This is a genomic window from Lacticaseibacillus yichunensis, assembly GCF_003946405.1.
Lineage (GTDB): Bacteria > Bacillota > Bacilli > Lactobacillales > Lactobacillaceae > Lacticaseibacillus > Lacticaseibacillus yichunensis.
The window spans coordinates 80869-99626 of record NZ_RHOG01000005.1; the positions used below are offsets into that span (position 1 = coordinate 80869).

Genomic DNA, 18758 nt, shown 5'->3' on the forward strand with positions numbered 1-18758 from the left:
AAGCGCCGCCCTCCTGTCTTTTAACAGGTGAGCGGCGCTTTCACATTTGGGGGGAGTCACAGCGTTTTGCCTGCGTGTGCCGCAAACAAGGCTGTGGACCAAATGTGTTACTTGCTTGTGATCATGGCGACTTTATCGCCCACATCGACTTTGCCATCCTGGAAGTCCTGAATGTTATCGACGTGATCCATATTGGTGACCACAGTGATGATCGTGGTGTCATGGCCGGCCGCTTTCACAGCCGCCAGATCCATCATGGCAACTTGCTGGCCGGCAGTGACATGCTGGCCTTCCTTCATCTCAATGGTGAAGGGGGCACCCTTCATTTCAACGGTATCAAGACCCATGTGGACCATCACTTCAAGTCCGGTCTCGGTCGTCATCATGAAGGCGTGCTTGGTGTCTTGGATATTTGCGATCGTCCCAGTCACTGGGGCGACGATTGTTTCCATGGTTGGATCAATGGCATACCCATCCCCAACCATCTTGGTGGAAAAAACAGAGTCATTGACTTGATCGAGGTGCTTCAATTGACCAGCAGCAGTTGCAACAAATTGACTGGCACCCGCAACGACTGGTGCTTCAACAGGTTCGTCAGCGGCAACAGAGGCGTCTGCGACAACGCCATCTGCGGTCAGCAGGTTGCCCATTTCATCCTTGGCGACCATCGCGGACTTCGGCACACCGAAGAAGTAAGTAGCGATGAACCCACCAACATAAGCTGCCAGCAGGCCAAGAACATAACCGAACCAACGATTTTGATAGATCAATGGAATAAGCGCGATGCCAGAGGGGCCGATGGTGATCGCCCCGATGTTCCCGATGCCGCCAATAACGGCACCACCGATCCCACCACCGATACATGCGGTGATGAACGGCCGACCAAGTGGCAGGGAAACACCATAGATCAGTGGCTCGCCAACGCCGAGAATACCGACAGGCAACGCCCCTTTGATCATGTTTGTCAGTTGCTTATTCTTGCGGCAACGGATCCACAGCGCGATCGCCGCGCCGACCTGGCCGCCGCCAGCCATGGCCAAGATCGGCAGAAGCGGCGTATTGTGCAGCTTGGCGATCATAGACAGATGAATTGGCGTCAGAATCTGGTGCAGCCCCAACATCACCATCGGCAGGAAGACCAAGCCGAGGATGAAGCCGGAGAAGGCCCCGCCGACGTTCAAGATCCAGTTGATGCCGCCGACCAAGGAGTTGGAGAGCCAACCCGCAGCAGGCATGACCAGGAAGATGGTGAACACGCCCATGATGAGCAATGTCAAAAATGGCGTGAAAATAATGTCAACAGAATCCGGAATGTGCTTGTGGAAGAATTTTTCAACATAAGACAGGATCCAAACGGAGAACAGGACCCCGATGATCCCACCAGAACCAGCCGTCAGTGCCTGGCCGGTGAAAATGTTGGTGATGGTGGTCGCAGCGGTGCCGGCGACAACGCCAGGCAACAGTACAAGGCCACCCATGATCCCGCCGAGGCCTTCAGTTGCGCCGAATTCCTTGGCGGCGTTGATGCCGACGTAGATGTTCAGATAAGTGAACAGCCCGCCGTTGATAACTTTAAGGACCAGGATGAATTGCGCCCAACCGCCGCCGAGCGTGCCGACGGTCATCAAGTTGCTCAAGATCCCTGCGATACCAGAGATCAACCCAGCGCCAACAAAGGCTGGAATCAGTGGAATGAAAATGCCGGAAATATGCTTCAGTGCAGCTCGCCACCAGGTCTGCTTTTGGGCAGCCTTATGTGCGGCATGAACCTCAGCGGCCTTTGCTTCAACGGCCGCCTTGCCTGACTGATAGTCCGTGGCAGCTGATGCCATGGCACCACCAGCGGCTGTTGGGAACGGCTCGCCGAGGCCTACGCCAACTTGGGCGACCATGTCCGCGGCGACCTTGTTCACAACGCCAGGGCCGACGATGACTTGGTAGGTATCCTCGTTTGCAACACCCAGAACACCGGGTACCTTTTTCAGACCCTCGGTATCCGCTTTGGAATCATCTTTCAAGGTGATCCGCACGCGGGTCATACAGTGAATCACTTTTTGCACGTTGTCAGGGCCGCCAATGTGATCATAGATCTCCTTGGCAAGAACCTGATATTTGTCTTCAGCCATTACTTTTCACCCTCCTTGGAAATTGCTTTCGCAATAAAGCCGTTGCCTGCTTTCAGGCGCGCCTCTGCGTCGGCTTTTGGCAGGTTCGTCAAGGTCATGACGATCGCGAGTTTGACGTCGTGATCGGCTGCCTCAAACATCGCTGCCGCGGTGTCGGCATCACAGTCAGTGGCTTCCTGAATGATGCGTTTACTGCGCTCGACCAATTTTTCATTTGTCGGCCGCACATCGACCATTAAGTTGCCATAAGCCTTACCAATGCCCACCATAGCGCCGGTGGACAACATATTCAAGACCATTTTTTGAGCTGTACCAGCTTTGAGTCGCGTGGACCCCGTCAAGACTTCGGGGCCGACCGGGACTTCGATCGCCAGGGCCGCATGCGCCGAGATCACGCTGTCCTTGTTGCAGGACAAAGCGATGGTCGCAGCCCCAACTGTTTTGGCGTAATCCAGCCCGCCGACCACATATGGCGTCCGGCCGCTGGCAGCGATGCCGACCACGGTGTCATTGGCGGTGAGGTTGGCATTTTTCAGATCATCGGCGCCCAGTTGCACATTGTCTTCCGCCCCTTCAACGGCGACGGTCATGGCGGACATGCCGCCTGCAATGAGCCCCTGCACCATTTCCGGTTCGGTGCCAAAGGTCGGCACGCACTCAGCCGCGTCCAAGACGCCCAGCCGCCCGCTGGTGCCAGCGCCCATGTAAAACAGGCGGCCGCCGCGATTGAACCGCGCAGTGATTGTTTCGATTGCTTGCTCGATCTGCGGCAAGGCCTTGGCAACGCTGACGGCGACGGTTTGGTCCTCGGCGTTCATGGTTGTGGCAAACTCATGGACACTCATGGTATCCAGGTGCATTGTTTTTTGATTACGCGTTTCCGTTGTAAGTTCCGACAGATTCAAAATGACAACATCCTCTCTTTTACTTCGGTGCTGGCACAAGCGTCAGTGCCTGCCCGCCGCCGATAAAATCAAGCAGTGGGCGATCCGGTTCGATGACGCGTCCAAGCACGTTGACCGCCTCATCAGCCGACAGATCGCGGGTCGTGAGTTGAACCTCGCCGGCGTACCGCCCATATGCCGTGTTGTCCACGGTCAGGGTGCCCAGCGGCCGAGTCTGCGTGGCGCTTGGCGCCGGTCGATCCAGCGGCAAGGCGAAGCGACTCTCTTCGATTCGAATCACATCACGCGCGGCATCGGGCCGGTTGTGCCAGGTCTGCGCTAGCGTATCCGGCAGTCCTGCAACACGCAAGGTCACGGCCCCGTCTTGGCGGTTTGCGGCGATGGCCCGCAAACTGGCCTCACTGAGTGCATTATCGCCGACATAGATGAGATCCGTCCCCAGCGTCTGCAAGTCCAACATTGCGGCCAGTGGCGCCCAGTTGCGATGATCTTCTAGCGTTGGCAGACCCTTGAATAGGGGCCCGCGCAACACCCCATCGCCCGGGATAAAGGCTTGTGTCTTCAAGCCGTGGCGATGAAACAGCCGATTTTTCGCCGCAAACCAATCACGAGCCAAGCCAGTTTCGGGACGCGGATAAAAATTATGCCATGCTTCAATATGAGAAAAGTCCGCGCCGGCCTCGGCCAGCTGGTTCAGATCCGGTTCATCGAGCGTGCTTGCGTTCAGCGCCACCGGCATTGCCTGCGAGAGCCGGGCAATGGTCGGCAGATCGACCCCAAAATCCAAGCGCAACGCCGTGACGCCAGCGGCCAAGATCGACTCGGGTCGAGCAAGGTCCCAGCCAAGCTTGGCGACAAAATCCGCTGAGATATCGGCGGTCAATGTCTGCTTGGTCTCTTGGCACCAGGTTGCCAGTTGACGAAGCCGTGGCAGTAAGGCCGCGGCGTCATCTTCCGGGATGTGCAGCGAGGTGAAGACCCCACTAAAACCTGCCTGGGCGAGTTGCTTAAGTTCCTGGTGATCCCGTTCAGTGAGTGGTTCGGTCAAATAAATGGAAGATCCGATCATCAAAAGCCCCCTTTGCGCCGCCGCTGGGTCGGGCGGTGTAAGCACTTTCACCAACGGCACTAGAATAGCACGTTAGAAATTAAGTTTCAAGGGTTATTGATAATTTATGAAATATAATTTCTGTTGTAGTACACAACGACAGGCAACGTGTGTCATCGAAAAAATCGACACAAAAAGCGGCCACCCGAGTGTTTTGCGGGTGGCCGCTTTTGGTCCTGCGGTTATATCGTTGAGGGAAACACCAGTCATGCGGCGTTCAATAACCGGGCCGGCTCAACCTCAGTCATTTTTCTTGAGAACATGGTGAAGCTGCTGCTTGTAATCATCCAGCTGCTCTCGAGAATCGCGGACCAGTCGACTCGCCTGCTCATAGTTTTGGCTGACATAGCTGTAATAAACGATGTCGACCATCATAAATTGGGCATGCAACGACTGGGTGGCGGCGAACCGAATCGCCCCTTCCCTGGGTTGGCTGGTCTGAAGTGCGATGCTGCCGGCTTTGGTCAGCGAATTTTGGCCAACTCGGCTCATGGTGATCACGGTGGCCCCATTTTCCTTGGCCAGGGACGCGACGAGCACCGCCTCGGGGGTCTCTCCCGAATTTGAAACGACCCAGAACACTTTTTTCGTCGCCATTTCGCCGCTGGTCAGTGGCAAGAGTTCATGCACATCACTGCTGGCCAGCGTCGGAATGCCCAGCCGCGCCCATTTTTGCGAAATATCCAGCGCCGCCAAATAGGAGGCGCCCACGCCAAAACAGACGACCTGGGAGGCATTTTTCAGCGCAGCGACTGCGTCTTGAAGGGGCGCTTCTTGCATCTGGTCGACCGTTTCTTCGAGCGAATTCTTGGCATTGGTCAGGAGCTTGAACTTGATCGAGTCGATCGGCTCATTGGGATAGATCTGATCGTCGGTCTGCGCCGCCAGCGCCCGGCTTTGGTCAGAGGACAATTGCAGTTTCAACTCACGATAACCCGGGAAATTAAGACTGCGAGCCAGCCGCGAGATCGTGGCCGGGCTGGTTTCCGCCGCCTCAGCCAGCGCATGCACGCTCATGGAGATCACGTCATCGGGATGCGCGAGAATGTAAGCCGCCACCCGCATCTCGGCGCTTGAAAGATGTGCCTTTGCACTTTCGATATTGCCCTGAACTGTCACGCTGACACGCCTCCCTGTTAATAACTTCTATCATAATCGTTGGGGCGAATGGAAGCAAAAAGAAACAGGCCGCGTGCATGCCTTGGCCTGTTTCCCAATAAAAATTGCGGCGCTCACGCTCATGACACGCGGGTCAGCCGACGTTCAAGATCCACATGAACCCAACAAAGACAAAGAACAACGCGTACATGATCGGCGAGACTTCCTTACCGCGCTTGGCGGCGATCATGGTGATCGGATAAACGATGAAGCCCAGCGCGATGCCATCGGAAATACTGTAAGTCAGCGGCATCCCGATCAAGATCAGGAAGGACGGAATCGCGATCTCCAATTGATCCCAATTGATCTGGCGAAGCGACTGCGCCATCAGCACCCCGACAATGATCAAGGCCGGCGCGGTGACTTGCGTGGAAACGACCGCCAGCAGTGGCGAGAAGAACAGGCCAAACAGGAACAGCACACCGGTCGTCACGGCGGTCAACCCAGAGCGCCCGCCGACTGCGATTCCGGCGGAAGATTCAACATAGGCCCCGACTGGCGATGTCCCGAGCAATGAGCCCACCAGCATCGCTGTCGAATCGGAGGCAAGCGCCTTGCCGACACGTGGCATCTTATTGTCTTTCATGAAGCCGGCCTGATTCGCCAACCCGACCAATGTGCCCGCCGTATCGAAAAATGTGACCAGCAGGAACGTCAGCACCACCACTGCCAGCTGTAAGGTGTTGATGTCACCAACGTGTTTGAGTGCGACCAAAAATGTTGGCTTGAGACTCGGGGCGGCCGAGACCAAGGCAGTCGGCATCGCGATCAATTTTGTCGCAAGCCCCAAGATCGTGGTCAGAACCATCCCGACGAAGATCGCGCCAGGCACCTTGCGCACCATCAAGATGGCCGTCACGATCAACCCAAAGATCGTCAGCCAGGTGGTCGGCTCGGACAGTGAGCCAAGTCCAATCATCGTGGACTTGTTTGCCACGATCAACCCGCCGTCAGACAGGCCCAGGAAGGCAATGAACAACCCGATGCCGCCAGAGATCGCGTATTTAAGATCAGAAGGAATCGCGTCGATGATCAGCTCGCGTAGTTTGAAGATCGTGATGACGATGAAGATCAACGAGGCGATGAACACCCCGGCCAAGGCCGTCTGCCAAGGGACCTTCATGCCGATCACAACGGAATAGGCGAAAAATGCATTGATGCCCAGCGCCGGTGCCGTCGCGATTGGATACTTCGCAAGGATACCCATCAACAAACAGCCCAGGGCACTCGCCAAGGCAGTCGCGGTGAACACCGCACCCTTATCCATATTCGCCGCGCCCAACACAGACGGATTGACGAACAGAATGTAAGCCATCGAAATAAAGGTGGTAAAGCCCGCAAGCACTTCACGCTTCCAAGTCGTGCCCAGTTTATCAAGCTCAAAGTAAGTCGAGATCTTATTCAGCATATGATTTTCCTCCAAAACCCGAACGTTTTCCGAATGATAGCCGAAACGAACGACAATCATCTTATCCTGTTCCGAAAGATAAATCAAATAATTTTCGCATATTCGTTAGAATCCGAACGATTTTTCAGCAATCACGAAAAGAACCGGCCACCACATCTACTGCGGCGGCCGGTTCCTGGGCATTTCTTCAACTGAAAAGGGGCTTACTGAGATAAAGTACCAGCGCATCATCGTTTCGGCTGCTCGCGTCCTGGGGCAGCGGTCGATCCTGGTACCACACACCCGAGCCATCCGGCACATAGCCGCGCCGGACGTACAGTCGCTGAGCCGGGCCATACCCTGCATGCAACCCGACCCCCAGGCTGATCACCGTGGCGCCAGCAGTTCGGGCCGCATTTTCCACTGCATCGAGCAGTGCCGTGCCGATGCCCTGTTGGCGAAAAGCGCTGAACACGTTGAAGTCGGTCACCTCTGGCAATTTTCCCGCAAATGGCCCATGGGCGGCAAGGGACACTAAGGTGAGATAGCCTGCAACGACCCCGTGTTGCTCGACGACAAAGACTTGGCGGCGCCCCGCCTGCTGGTCCTGCCAATAAGACTGCAAAACCGCAGTGCGCGGCGGCCAATTTTGGGCCCGAAAGCCCGCATCGATCGCCGCGACATCTGCGGCCTGCATCAAACGTATTTGCGTCATGAAAATTAGTCGCCGATACGACGAATCATGACATTGTTGGTGCTGCCTGCTTCGTAAAGCGGCAAGCCAGCGACAACAACGACAACATCGCCTTCTGCGGCAGAACCGTTCTCGATGAGCTTCTTTTCAGCTTCTTGGGTCAGCGCTTCAAGCGTTGCGCCCTTCTTTTCGATCACGATCGGGGTCACGTTCCAGGACAGGAACAGAGATTCCGCTGTGCGTTCGTCATAGGTCACCGCGATGATCGGGGCCAGCGGCTTGAAGCGGCTGATCTGACGTGCGGTGTAACCACTTGAGGTCAGGGTGATGATTGCCTTGGCGTTCACGCGCTCTGCAGCGGTAACAGCGGCGATCGCGGTGGTTGTGGTGATCGAGCCAGAGGTCTTCAGTTCTTCAAGAACTGGGGAGTGACTCGGGCGCATGCGATCGGCACGTTCGTCGATAACAGCCATCGTGTGAACGGACTGAATCGGGTAGTCCCCATTGGCGGATTCGCCGGACAGCATGGTCGCATCGGTGCCCTGCAAAACAGCAAAGGCCACGTCAGTTACTTCAGCACGGGTCGGGCGCGGGTTCTCCTGCATGGAATCAAGCATCTGGGTTGCGGTGATGACCGGCTTGCCCATCAGGTTTGCCAAATGAATGAGGTCCTGCTCAACGGCAACAACTTCTTCATAAGGAATCTCAACACCCATGTCGCCACGAGCAACCATCACGCCATCAGCGGCTTCGATGATGTCCTTGGCGTTGTCGATACCTTCTTGGCTTTCGATCTTTGGGATGATCATGACATCTTCAGCGTCTTCCTCTTTGAGCAGACGACGAAGATCCTGGACATCGGAGACTTTACGCACGAAGGAAGCGGAGATGTAGTTGATCCCCTGCTTGATCCCAAAACGGATATCGTCCTTGTCTTTTTCGGTGATACCCTTCAACTGCAGGGTCACGCCTGGCGCATTGACACCCTTCTTAGAGCCGAGTTCGGCTGGGTTTTGCACCTCAACGGTCAATTCGCGCTTCTTTTCGTCCTTGCTGATGATCTTGGTATCCAAGATCCCATCATCGAACAGCACATGGCCGCCAACCGTCACGTCGTCGTACAGGTTCGCGTAGCTGACATCGACAACGTCCTTGGTGTTATCAAGGCCGGTGTTCATGGTCAGGGTGATCTTGTCGCCGGTCTCGTATTCGAAAACAGCGTCGTCGGTGTTTTCACCAGAGCGGATCTCGGCGCCCTTGGTATCAAGCATCAGACCGACTTTTTTGCCGGTATCCTTCATTGCTTGCTTGGCCAAGTTGATCCGGCCGAGATGTTCAGGATGATCGCCGTGTGAGAAGTTGAACCGGAAAATGTTGGCACCAGCATTGATCAGTGCCGTGATCGTTTCCAGATTGTTCGAAGCTGGACCCAGCGTCGAAACGATCTTCGTTTTGCGCATAATTATTGCCCTCCATATGTTGTCCGCAGACGCCGTCGCCTGCTTGTCCGTGATTGCCATCACAATTAGCATTGTAGAGAAATCATGGCGAAAATACAATATCGACGCACCACAATGCGGCCGGGCGGGACAAAACAGGTCCCCCGAGCGACACTGCCAGTGAATTTCCGTTCACCCGATAGTCTATCGAGTCGATTGTGAGCAGCGGACCCGCTGAATTTTCCAGATCAGGCCTTTCCCTTGGGTGCCATTTTCTACCATTGAAATGGGATTTCTTTAGGACATCGGCAGAGACGCGCACAAGATCGCGATTCGAATAATCTTGACACAAATATTAGCGATAATTTACAATGTAAATAACAAAACACTAAAGACATCGGTTGGGCGTACGCTTCAAGACTTGTCTTCCTGGGGAGGAAGACTCGGTTGAACGTACGCTTTTTTTGGTTCCCGATAAGGAGGCTTCCAATGAAAGACAGTTTTCGCGCCCACAAACAGGATGTGCTCGACGCGCTGCAAAGCGATCGCACCCATGGGCTAACCCCGGATGAGGCCCAGCGCCGCCTCACCCAATATGGCCCCAATGCGTTGGCCGAGGCCCCGCGCCTGCCGCGCTGGCGCCAATTTTTGAACACCTTGAAAGAGCCGCTAGTCATCATTTTATTTGTGGCAGTCTTGCTGGCCTGGGCCAGTGCTGCCTATGACGTGTTCGTGATCGGCGACGTCAGCCACGCCAGCGCCGCGATCTATGAAAGCATTGCGATCTTGCTGCTGATCGGCGTCAACTCCGGTCTGTCGTTTTGGCAGGCGGAAAAATCCGAGAAGTCCTTGACCGCCCTGAAGACCATGGCCGATCATCACGCGAATGTCCTACGCGCCGGCGAATGGCAGACCGTCCCGGCGGAGTCCCTTGTCCCTGGTGACATTGTCTCCGTCAAGACGGGTGATTTCATCGAGGCGGATGTCCGCTGGCTTCATGTCGCGGAACTGCAGGTGAACGAGGCGCATCTCACCGGCGAAGCGGAACCCGTGCGCAAACAGACCCACGCGCTGGACGAAGACGCGCAACTCGGCGATCGCACGAATATGGGCTATTCCGGCGCGATGGTCACCCACGGCAATGGCCTCGGCCTCGTGGTGGCCACCGGCATGGACACCGAACTCGGCAAGATTGCTACTCTGCTCACCCAGGTCAAAACTAAGAAGACCCCGATCGAACTGACCATCAACGCGTTGACCAAGAAGTTGATGCTTGTCGCCATGGCGATCGTTGCCTTCACGCTTGGCCTGGAACTGTTCAAGGCCTACCAGGCGACCGGCGCGCTGTCCTTTGCGGCGATCGCCGAGAGCCTATCAACCGCGATCGCACTTGCCGTTGCCGCGATTCCGGACGCGCTGCCAGCGGTCTTGTCGATCGTGCTCACGATCGGGGCGACGATGCTGGCGAAAAATAATGGCTTGATCAAGTCATTGAACAGCGTGGAAACGTTGGGTGCCACGAGTTACATCGCCTCGGATAAGACCGGCACGTTGACGAAAAATCAGATGACGGTCACCCGCTTTTTTGCCAATGGCGCCCGCTATCAAGTGGAAGGCGATGGCTATGAACCCGTCGGCGAGATCATTGCCGACGACGATGCCGACACCCCCGGTTTTTCCCGTTTCATGCTCGCCAGCGTTCTCAACAACGAGGCCGCGATCGAGCAGGATGAAAATGGCCGCAGTCAACCCTTTGGCAATCCGACCGATGTGGCGTTAGTCGTCATGGGCCACAAGACAGGCGTCGACCGCGATACCGTTTTGGATAAAAATAATGCCCTGGATATCGACCTCGTCCGCGTCCTGCCGTTTGACAGCGAACGCAAAATGATGAGCGTCGTGATCAAGGACAAGGATCACTATCAGGTCCTGACCAAAGGCGCGCCGGATGTCCTGCTGGAAAAGACGGATCTGATTCAAGACCATGATCAACTCCTGCCGGTCGCAGAGGGCCGTGCCAAAGTCGATGAGGTCGTGTTGAATTTTGCCGAAGACGCCCTGCGCACGATCGCCGTGTCGCTACGAGACATCGACGAACAACTGGCCAAACATGGATCCGCCGCCGACCTGGAACAGCACCTCACGCTACTTGGCATCGCGGGCATCATCGATCCACCGCGTCCAGAGGTCAAGACCAGTGTCGCCGAACTGCACCAGGCCGGCGTTCAAGTCGTGATGATCACTGGCGACCACGCGGCAACAGCCCGTGCGATCGCCTTGCGCTTGGGTATCGTATCGGACCCGAACGCTCAGGTCGTCGAAGGCAAAACGCTCGAGGGCATGGACGATCAGGCCCTGTTCAACATCGTGCCACAAGTCCGAGTCTATGCGCGCGTGTCGCCGGAGCATAAGCAGCGCATCGTCCATGCACTGCAAAAACACGGTGAGGTCGTCGCAATGACCGGCGATGGTATCAACGACGCGCCTGCGCTGCGGGCCGCCGACATCGGTATCGCCATGGGCATCAATGGCACCGAAGTCACTAAGGATGCCGCCGATCTGATTTTGCTGGATGACAAGTTCACGACGATCGAAAACTCCGTCAAAGCCGGCCGGACCATTTTTGGCAACATCAAGAACTTCATGCGCCACGAATTGACCACCAACGTTGCTGAAGTGCTGGCCCTACTGTTCGGCGTGATTCTGATGACGCATCAGATCGGGAACGTGCCCGCCACCGCGCCGACCCTGACGGCGCTTATGGTATTGTGGGTCAACATGGTGTCAGATGCCCTGCCGAGTTTTGCCTTGGGTTATGACGTTCCAGAAGCCGACCTGATGAAGCTGCCGCCGCGAAATGTAAAGGCACCGATTCTGTCGGGCATGCTGGGCCGCATTTTCCTCCGCGGCATCGTGATGGGTGGCCTCGTCTATGTCGCCTTCATCTGGGCCGCCAGCAACGGCATGAGCGTCGCAGAAGCGCAAACGCTTGGCTTCTTGACCCTTGTGTTCGGCCAGCTATGGCATGTGTTTGATGCGCGCTCGACGCGGACCCTGTTCCGTCGCAACCCATTTTCGAACCCGCGCCTGCTGATGGCCGTGGCATTTGCCGCAGTCGCCTCATTGCTAGTCACCGTAATGCCATTTTTCAACACCGTGATCGGCACGGCGCCGCTGACCACCCCGCTGTATCTTGCGGTGGTCTTCCTGCCCGCCATTCCGACCTTCGTCTTGTCCGGGCTCAAGGAACTGTACTGGCGCCTCCGCCCAAGCAAGGCGCCGCAAAGCGTTCCGCAGATCAAGCCGGCAAAAGAGGTCTGAGTCTTGCACCATCTGCCTGCCAAAAGTCCTTCCACGTGAAGGGCTTTTTTGCTGGCCAAGTTGGCGGTATCCTGTCACTGGAGGTGCAATATGGACACACTCGCACAGATCACCGACGCCATCATGGCCGACCCCGCCAATGCGGATTTCACCGCTCGCGGCGACCGCCCGCTATTTTCAATCTCGCCTGACGCGGAGCTCCTACTGATCAGCCAGGCGCCTAGCCGCTTGGCCCAATCCAGCATGACCTTTTGGAACGACCCCAGCGGCGACCGCTTGCGGACGTGGTTGGGCATGTCCCGCGAGACTTTTTACAACTCAGGGAAATTGGCCGTCCTACCACTGGATTTTTATTTCCCGGGAAAAGACAAATCCGGCGACCTGCCACCGCGCAAGGGCTTTGCGGAAAAATGGCATGCGCCGTTACTCGAATTGATGCCAAAAGTCCGACTGTCCCTGCTCATCGGCGCCTATGCGCAAAATTATTATCTTGGGGCGCGGCGGCAGCGGACCCTCACAGAAACAGTCCGGCATTATCAGGATTACCTACCGCAGTATTTTCCCCTGGTGCATCCTTCGCCCTTGAATTATCGCTGGATGCGGACTAATCCGTGGTTTGCAAGCGACGTGGTACCGGCCCTGCAGACCCAAGTCGCGGCGATTCTAGACTGAAAAACGGAGAGCCGGCACGTCGTATGGAACGTGCACGTCTCTCCGTTTCTTTGCATCACTTGCATCGCCTCAACGAGATTCCTGAGGCTGCTTGGTCGCTTTCTCATACTTCGCCAGCTGCCGGTTGGCCCACTGGTAGCGGGCAATCGTCGCCTCGAAGGTGTAATCCGCCAGCGGCCGTTTGCCTGTCCATGGGTAAAATCCTGGCACAAACAATTGCTCTTTGATCATGTCTTCGACTTGCTGAACGATCATCACGTGCTGTGTTTCAAATGCCCGCTTCGCCGCCGCAAATGAGGTCTTTTGGTTGGCCGCCCAGACGGCCCGATTGAACCGCGGGACGCTCTGCCAGTTGAAGGGTTGCGGGAAAAAGCCTCGCTGTTCATCAGCAAAATTCGCTTTGGTCCAATCAAGGTAGCACTTTTGCCAAGCAGCCAGCCGCACCAACACGTCGCGCATGTTCATCCCGTGCCCCTCGGTGGACAATACCGTGCGCTTGCCCTCGTATGGCAATTCCCCCAGCAACGCCTCAAACCGATCATACTCTGTCCGTGCCGCGTAGAGCAGATCCTGTCTTGTTTGTGGTCTCATCATGCTCACATCCCTCCGTATCCGAATTTTTGGGAAACCTAAAACCACCTTCCGCTGTCTATTTTCGTTCAAGACTTAACTCTTTTCAAGGGGGCGTCATCCCCAGATTGCCGCAAGCATGACGGAGAGAGGCGGTTCGGCCAGTTAATGTCATTTTTTGTGTGGGCGAAGCAAATATATTCCAGGTCTCGGAAAATCAGGCCCCAGACACACAGAAAAATGAAATTATTAAGTTTTTCGTAAGCGTTCACAACGCCGCCATAACAGCGATTCCGCGCGAATTAAAATCGTTGACAAAAAGTAAGTGCCTGACTATACTAATCTTGTTAACTCGATTGCAGGTGTGGGCCTTGCTAACCCACTGCTCTCCTGTCCAATTCCTTCGGTGGTCCTGCCGGCCGAGTCCGGTTGCCGAACGATCGTAGCTTTCCCTTGAGTCTCATGGGGCCTGTCTCACCGGCGCTGGCGCGTGTTCGGCGATTCGGGTATAAGCGTTAACAACGGATGCCATTTTCATCTGGTGTTCAAAATGGGTCGGATGGATCACCGTGTGCCATCACAGCGGGTAGCACACGGTACATAGGGCGCGGCACCGACTCCCGCGCAGACAGCGGCACGTTCGTAACTGAAAATTTCAAAAATGGGGCCTCTCGAGGCCTCTTTAGTGTGTCCTGAGGCGCCAACTGACGAAATTTGTCGGTTGGCGTTTTTTTGCGTAAAAAAAAACTGGGACAATTTTGCCCCAGCTCTGTGCTGCGTGCTTCAATTACGCTTCGTAGTCTGGCGTCACATCGCCAAGCTCCTCGCCATTGGTCTTGATCACATTGCGATACCAGTAGAAGGAATCCTTCTTGCTGCGCTCAAGGCTGCCTTCTCCGGCGTCGTTTTTGTCGACGTAGATCATGCCGTAGCGCTTGTCCATCTGGCCGGTGCCGGCGGAGACAAGATCGATGAAGCCCCAAGGCGTATAGCCCATCAGATCAACGCCATCGACTTCCACCGCAAGTTTCATCTGCTCGATGTGCTTTTTCAGATAGTCGATGCGGTATGGATCGTGCACATGGCCGGCCGCGTCTGGCGTGTCGATCGCACCCAGCCCGTTTTCGACGATGAACATCGGCTTGTCATAACGCTCCGCAAACCAGTTGAGCGCCACGCGCAGGCCGATTGGGTCGATCTCCCAGCCCCAATCCGAGCGCTCGAGTTTGTCGTTGGCGACACCCTTTGTGTGCAACGGATCAACATAGCTGACCGGCTCATTTTCGCTGGCCTTGACCACGTGCGAGGCATAGTAGGAAAAACCGATGTAGTCGACGGTGCCTTGCTTCAAGACGTCGAGGTCTTCCAGCGTGATATCCAAGTTGAAGTGAGCCTTTTGATACTGGACCAGCCAGCTCGGGTACTTGCCCTTGACCTGCACATCGGCGAACCAGTAGTTGCGCTGCATCTCGCGCATCGCCTTCAACGCATCCTTGGGGTCGGTCGTGGCCGGATAGGTTGGGCCCATGGCGACCATGCAGCCGATCTGGTTGGTGGGGTCGATCTCATGGCCGATCTGAACCGCCAGCGCACTCGCGACGACTTCATAATGCCCCGCCTGATACATCACCTCGGCGGCATCTTCGTCAGGCCGCACAAGAATGCCCGAATTGGTGAACAGCGCGAATTTGTTCAAGCCGGTCTGATTGTTGATCTCGTTGAAGGTCATCCAGTAGTGAACCTTGCCCTTGAAGCGCTTGAACACCGTGGTCGCATAACGCACGTAAAAATCGATCAGCTTGCGGCTGCGCCAACCGCCATATGTTTTCACCAGGTGGTACGGCATCTCGAAGTGAGACAGCGTGATCACCGGCTCGATACCGTATTTATGGAGCTCGTCGAACAGGTCATCGTAGAACTGCAGCCCCGCTTCGTTCGGCTCAGTCTCGTCGCCATTGGGAAAAATACGTGTCCAGGCGATCGAGGTGCGGAAGCAATTGAGGCCAAGATCCGCGAACAGTTTCACATCATCCTTATAACGGTGGTAAAAATCGATTGCCTCGTGGTTGGGATAGTTTTTGCCAGCCACGATACCGTCTGTGATCTCGCGCTCAACACCATTTGCGCCGGCCGCCATCACATCCGCGACAGACAGACCCTTGCCGCCATCTTGAAAGCCACCTTCGAGTTGGTTCGCGGCAACCGCGCCGCCCCAGAGAAAATCTTTGCGTAATCCAGCCAAATTCTCAGCTCCTTTGTCGTTTGTCTTAATGATACCGTTTTCTTATGGGAAAACAAAGTCGCACCTCGCCCAACTGCCCGGCCGCAGACACAAAAAATCACGCCCCGCATGACGTTTGCGAGGCGTGATCTTTTTGCTCATGGGGGGAGCAGTGGTGAGGCAAAAAATTGAATCAGTCGCGGCGTTTCTTGCCGCCGACCATCAGCAGCGCGCTCAGTGAGGCTAAAAACAGGCCCACATATCCGATGCCAGTGGCCGTTTCGTCCCCGGTCTTTGGCAGGACGTTGTTAGCTGCCTTTGGGGCCGGGCGTGGCGTCGCTTTCGGCGCAGCCGGCGTTTGCGGCTTCTGCGGCGTTTCCGGCGTAGGTGCCTTCTTTGGTGCAGGATCTTTCGTGTAGACGACCTTAAAGACTTGATCCGCGGCGTCGGCAGTCATATGGGCGATCGCCTCGATACGATTCTGAGACGCGGTATACCCTGCCAGCTGCGGACTATTTTTCGCATCAAACGTGTCGTCGCCGTCTTGGGCCACCCACGCGGTGAAGGTGACCTCACCCGTGACCAGATCGACCGTGCCTTCACGTGTGAAGGTCACCGTGTCGCGGCTTGGCTTGGCAGCCTCGCGCCCATCGGCATAGACGTAGGTCACGGTCTCCGTGATCGTCTTGACCAGCTGATCCTTACTCGAGTCGGCCGGCCACTTCGGACCAGTCGGATTCGTCGGGTCGACCGGCGTCCCAGGCTTGCCCGGATCAGTCGGTGTGATGTGCTTCGTCGCATGTGTCAGATGAACCGTGTACGCATTGGCCCCCGCTGCGGAAAAGACGATCACACCGTCCGCCGGCAGATCGCTGGCCGCGATCGTGTAGCCTGCGTTGATATAGCCCTTCAGCAAGGCGGCTGCCGGGTAGTTCACAGACGCATCCGTTTGCCCCTTGAGGTGATCCACGCGCAGTATTTTGCCCGTGGTGTCATCAATATAGGTCACGGTCCCCGCCTGCTCGTCGGCGGTGTAGGTGACCGTCACATCCGCATGAAGGACGCTCGAATCGGCTGCCTGCTGTGCTATCGTCTTTTTATCGGCAGTGTAGCCCGCGATCAGCGGACTGTCCTGTTGGGCAAAATGCGCAGTGGAAACTGGCTGCCAAGCGTTGTATTTGATGACTTCACCGGTGACCTTATCGATCAGGGCCGAACGCTTGAAGGACACGCGCTGGGTCACATTTGGCCGCATCGCGCTTTGATCGCGACCATTGATGTAATGGATGGTCCGCGTGACATCCCGGGTCAGCCCGTCGACGCCTGTTGTGACAGTTTCGGTGCCGTGCGTCAGGTGAATCTGGACGTCATCGTTGCCAGGCGTGAAGGTGATCTCGCCGGTTGTCTTGTTGCCTGGGGCGAGTTCGTAGCCAGCCGGGAGCTTGTTTGTCACATTGTAGGACTTGGTTTCATCCGTCTTACCGGTGACCGTTGTGGCGTCGCCGACCTGTTTGCCGGTGACATCATCGATGAAGGTGATCGTGGCTTGGTCGTCTTTCGCGGTGTATGTCACCGTTGCTTCTTGCGATTTGCCATCTGTGATCGTCGGCCCATCAATAGCGGCCTTATCGTAGTTGTAGCCAGGAACGTCGGGGGTCTTCACATCTTTGAAGGCGACCGGTGTGTAAGTCGTTTTATGCGTGACCTGGTCAGTATCCGATGTTGTGGTGCCGTGTTGGATGTTGTCCTTCGGGGTATTCTTGCCGCCGTTCTGGTAGTGGACCGTGAAGTTGACTGAGATGTCTTCTTTGATCACGTGCTTGTGCTTCAGGTGAATCTGGACATCATCGTTGCCTGGCGTGAAGGTGATCGTTCCGGTGGTCTTGTTACCAGGGACGAGTTCGTAGCCGGCTGGGATATCCTTGGTCACATCAAAGGGCTTGGATTCGTCAGTGTGGCCTTCAATAGTTGTTTCTTTCCCAACTTGCTTACCATTGGCGTCGTCATCGACGAAGGTAACTTTTGCCGAGTCTTCTTCAGCAGTATAGTGGACCGTCACTTTTTGAGACTTACCATCTGTGATTGTAGGCCCCTCGATAGACGGCGTTTTTGTGGTGTAGCCGGGAACGGTCGGCGTTGGAACATCCTTGAACTCAGCTGGCGTATACGTGCTCGTGTTGCTGACCAGATCCGTATCTTTTGTCGTGGTGCCATGCTGAACATTGTCTTTCGGGGTATTCTTTCCAGCGCCTTCATAATGCACCGTGAAGTCTACCGGGACATCTTCTTTGATCTCATGCTTGTGCTTCAGGTGAATCTGGACATCATCGTTGCCCGGCGTGAAGGTGATCGTTCCGGTGGTCTTGTTACCAGGGACTAATTCGTAGCCGTCTGGGATATCCTTGGTCACATCAAATGGCTTTGATGCGTCAGTGTGGCCTTCAATAGTTGTGACCTTGCCAACTTGTTTGCCATTGGCGTCGTCATCGACGAAGGTGATCTTAGCCGAGTCTTGGCTTGCGGTATAGTTGACCGTCACTGTTTTAGACTGACCATCTGTGATTGTTGGGCCATCGACAACAGCATCGTCGGGCTCGTAGCCGGGAACGGTCGGCGTTGGAACATCATTGAACTCAACTGGCGTATACGTGCTCGTGTTGCTGACCAGATCCGTATCTTTTGTCGTGGTGCCATGCTGAACATTGTCTTTCGGGGTATTCTTTCCAGCGCCTTCATAATGCACCGTGAAGTCTACCGGGACATCTTCTTTGATCTCATGCTTGTGCTTCAGGTGAATCTGGACATCATCATCACCAGGTGTGAAGGTGATGTTACCTTTCGGATCACCTTTGACAACCTCGTAGTCGGCTGGAATCTGATCCGTCACATCGTAATTCGCTGGCTTTCCAACCACACCAGTGACAGGGATTGCGGGTCCGACCTGGTTTTCGTTGTCATCGTCATCCACAAAGATGATGTTGGCCGTATCGTCCTCGACAACAGGTGGAGTCACTTCACCAATTCCAAGGCTGGCAATACCGCCAGAAAAACTGTCTTCATAGTTGACGACAGCGTTAGGTAGTCAGTACTGAACTAGGCTGCTGACTTTGACCGTTCAGTGATGACTTTATAGTTAATTTGATATGTTTTGCCGGCT

The 18758-nt window shown here is 55.6% G+C and carries 12 protein-coding genes and 1 other annotated feature; of the genes, 2 read left to right on the forward strand and 10 right to left on the reverse strand.

Features of this window, described 5'->3' with window-relative positions; all coding sequences use genetic code 11:
- Nucleotides 1-107: 107 nt before the first annotated feature.
- The 7 genes from EKM95_RS02900 to pyk form a co-directional block, all read right to left on the reverse strand.
- Nucleotides 108-2126: a glucose PTS transporter subunit IIA gene (locus EKM95_RS02900; protein ID WP_125696338.1), complete on the reverse strand. Its 2019-nt coding sequence runs from the start codon at nt 2124-2126 to the stop codon at nt 108-110.
- Nucleotides 2126-3034, reverse strand: coding sequence for an N-acetylmuramic acid 6-phosphate etherase (murQ, locus tag EKM95_RS02905; RefSeq protein ID WP_164510064.1), 909 nt, complete (start codon nt 3032-3034; stop codon nt 2126-2128). The genes EKM95_RS02900 and murQ overlap by 1 nt, the downstream gene beginning before the upstream one ends.
- 16 nt (nt 3035-3050) lie before the next feature.
- A complete protein-coding gene (locus EKM95_RS02910; RefSeq protein ID WP_125696340.1) occupies nt 3051-4100 on the reverse strand; it encodes a DUF871 domain-containing protein in 1050 nt (349 codons plus the stop codon).
- 279 nt (nt 4101-4379) lie between these two features.
- The gene (locus EKM95_RS02915; RefSeq protein ID WP_125696341.1) at nt 4380-5258 is read right to left on the reverse strand and encodes a MurR/RpiR family transcriptional regulator; all 879 of its coding nucleotides are present in this window, start codon (nt 5256-5258) and stop codon (nt 4380-4382) included.
- A 133-nt stretch (nt 5259-5391) separates the two neighbouring features.
- Nucleotides 5392-6705: an NCS2 family permease gene (locus EKM95_RS02920; RefSeq protein WP_125696342.1), complete on the reverse strand. Its 1314-nt coding sequence runs from the start codon at nt 6703-6705 to the stop codon at nt 5392-5394.
- Nucleotides 6706-6892: 187 nt separating this feature from the next.
- The gene (locus EKM95_RS02925; RefSeq protein WP_225423146.1) at nt 6893-7399 is read right to left on the reverse strand and encodes a GNAT family N-acetyltransferase; all 507 of its coding nucleotides are present in this window, start codon (nt 7397-7399) and stop codon (nt 6893-6895) included.
- Nucleotides 7400-7404: 5 nt separating this feature from the next.
- Nucleotides 7405-8838, reverse strand: a complete 1434-nt coding sequence (pyk, locus tag EKM95_RS02930) for a pyruvate kinase (RefSeq protein WP_125696343.1) — start codon at nt 8836-8838, stop codon at nt 7405-7407.
- 378 nt (nt 8839-9216) lie between these two features.
- Nucleotides 9217-9260, forward strand: a sequence feature (sodium ion sensor (DUF1646 type); this cis-regulatory element may regulate processes involved in with the transportation of sodium ions).
- A gap of 46 nt (nt 9261-9306) precedes the next feature.
- On the opposite strand from pyk, the gene EKM95_RS02935 reads away from it, so the two are divergent.
- Both EKM95_RS02935 and EKM95_RS02940 read left to right on the forward strand, forming a co-directional pair.
- Nucleotides 9307-12138, forward strand: coding sequence for a cation-translocating P-type ATPase (locus EKM95_RS02935; RefSeq protein WP_125696344.1), 2832 nt, complete (start codon nt 9307-9309; stop codon nt 12136-12138).
- Between the two features lie 90 nt (nt 12139-12228).
- Nucleotides 12229-12810, forward strand: a complete 582-nt coding sequence (locus EKM95_RS02940) for a uracil-DNA glycosylase family protein (protein ID WP_125696345.1) — start codon at nt 12229-12231, stop codon at nt 12808-12810.
- 69 nt (nt 12811-12879) lie between these two features.
- Here EKM95_RS02940 and EKM95_RS02945 read toward each other — a convergent pair whose 3' ends face one another.
- The 3 genes from EKM95_RS02945 to EKM95_RS02955 form a co-directional block, all read right to left on the reverse strand.
- On the reverse strand, nt 12880-13404 hold the full coding sequence (locus EKM95_RS02945) for a ClbS/DfsB family four-helix bundle protein (RefSeq protein WP_125696346.1): 525 nt from the start codon (nt 13402-13404) through the stop codon (nt 12880-12882).
- Between the two features lie 763 nt (nt 13405-14167).
- Complete coding sequence (locus EKM95_RS02950) at nt 14168-15622, reverse strand: 6-phospho-beta-glucosidase (RefSeq protein ID WP_125696347.1); 1455 nt, start codon at nt 15620-15622, stop codon at nt 14168-14170.
- Between the two features lie 172 nt (nt 15623-15794).
- On the reverse strand, nt 15795-18614 hold the full coding sequence (locus EKM95_RS02955) for a mucin-binding protein (RefSeq protein ID WP_125696348.1): 2820 nt from the start codon (nt 18612-18614) through the stop codon (nt 15795-15797).
- Between the last annotated feature and the right edge of the window lie 144 nt (nt 18615-18758).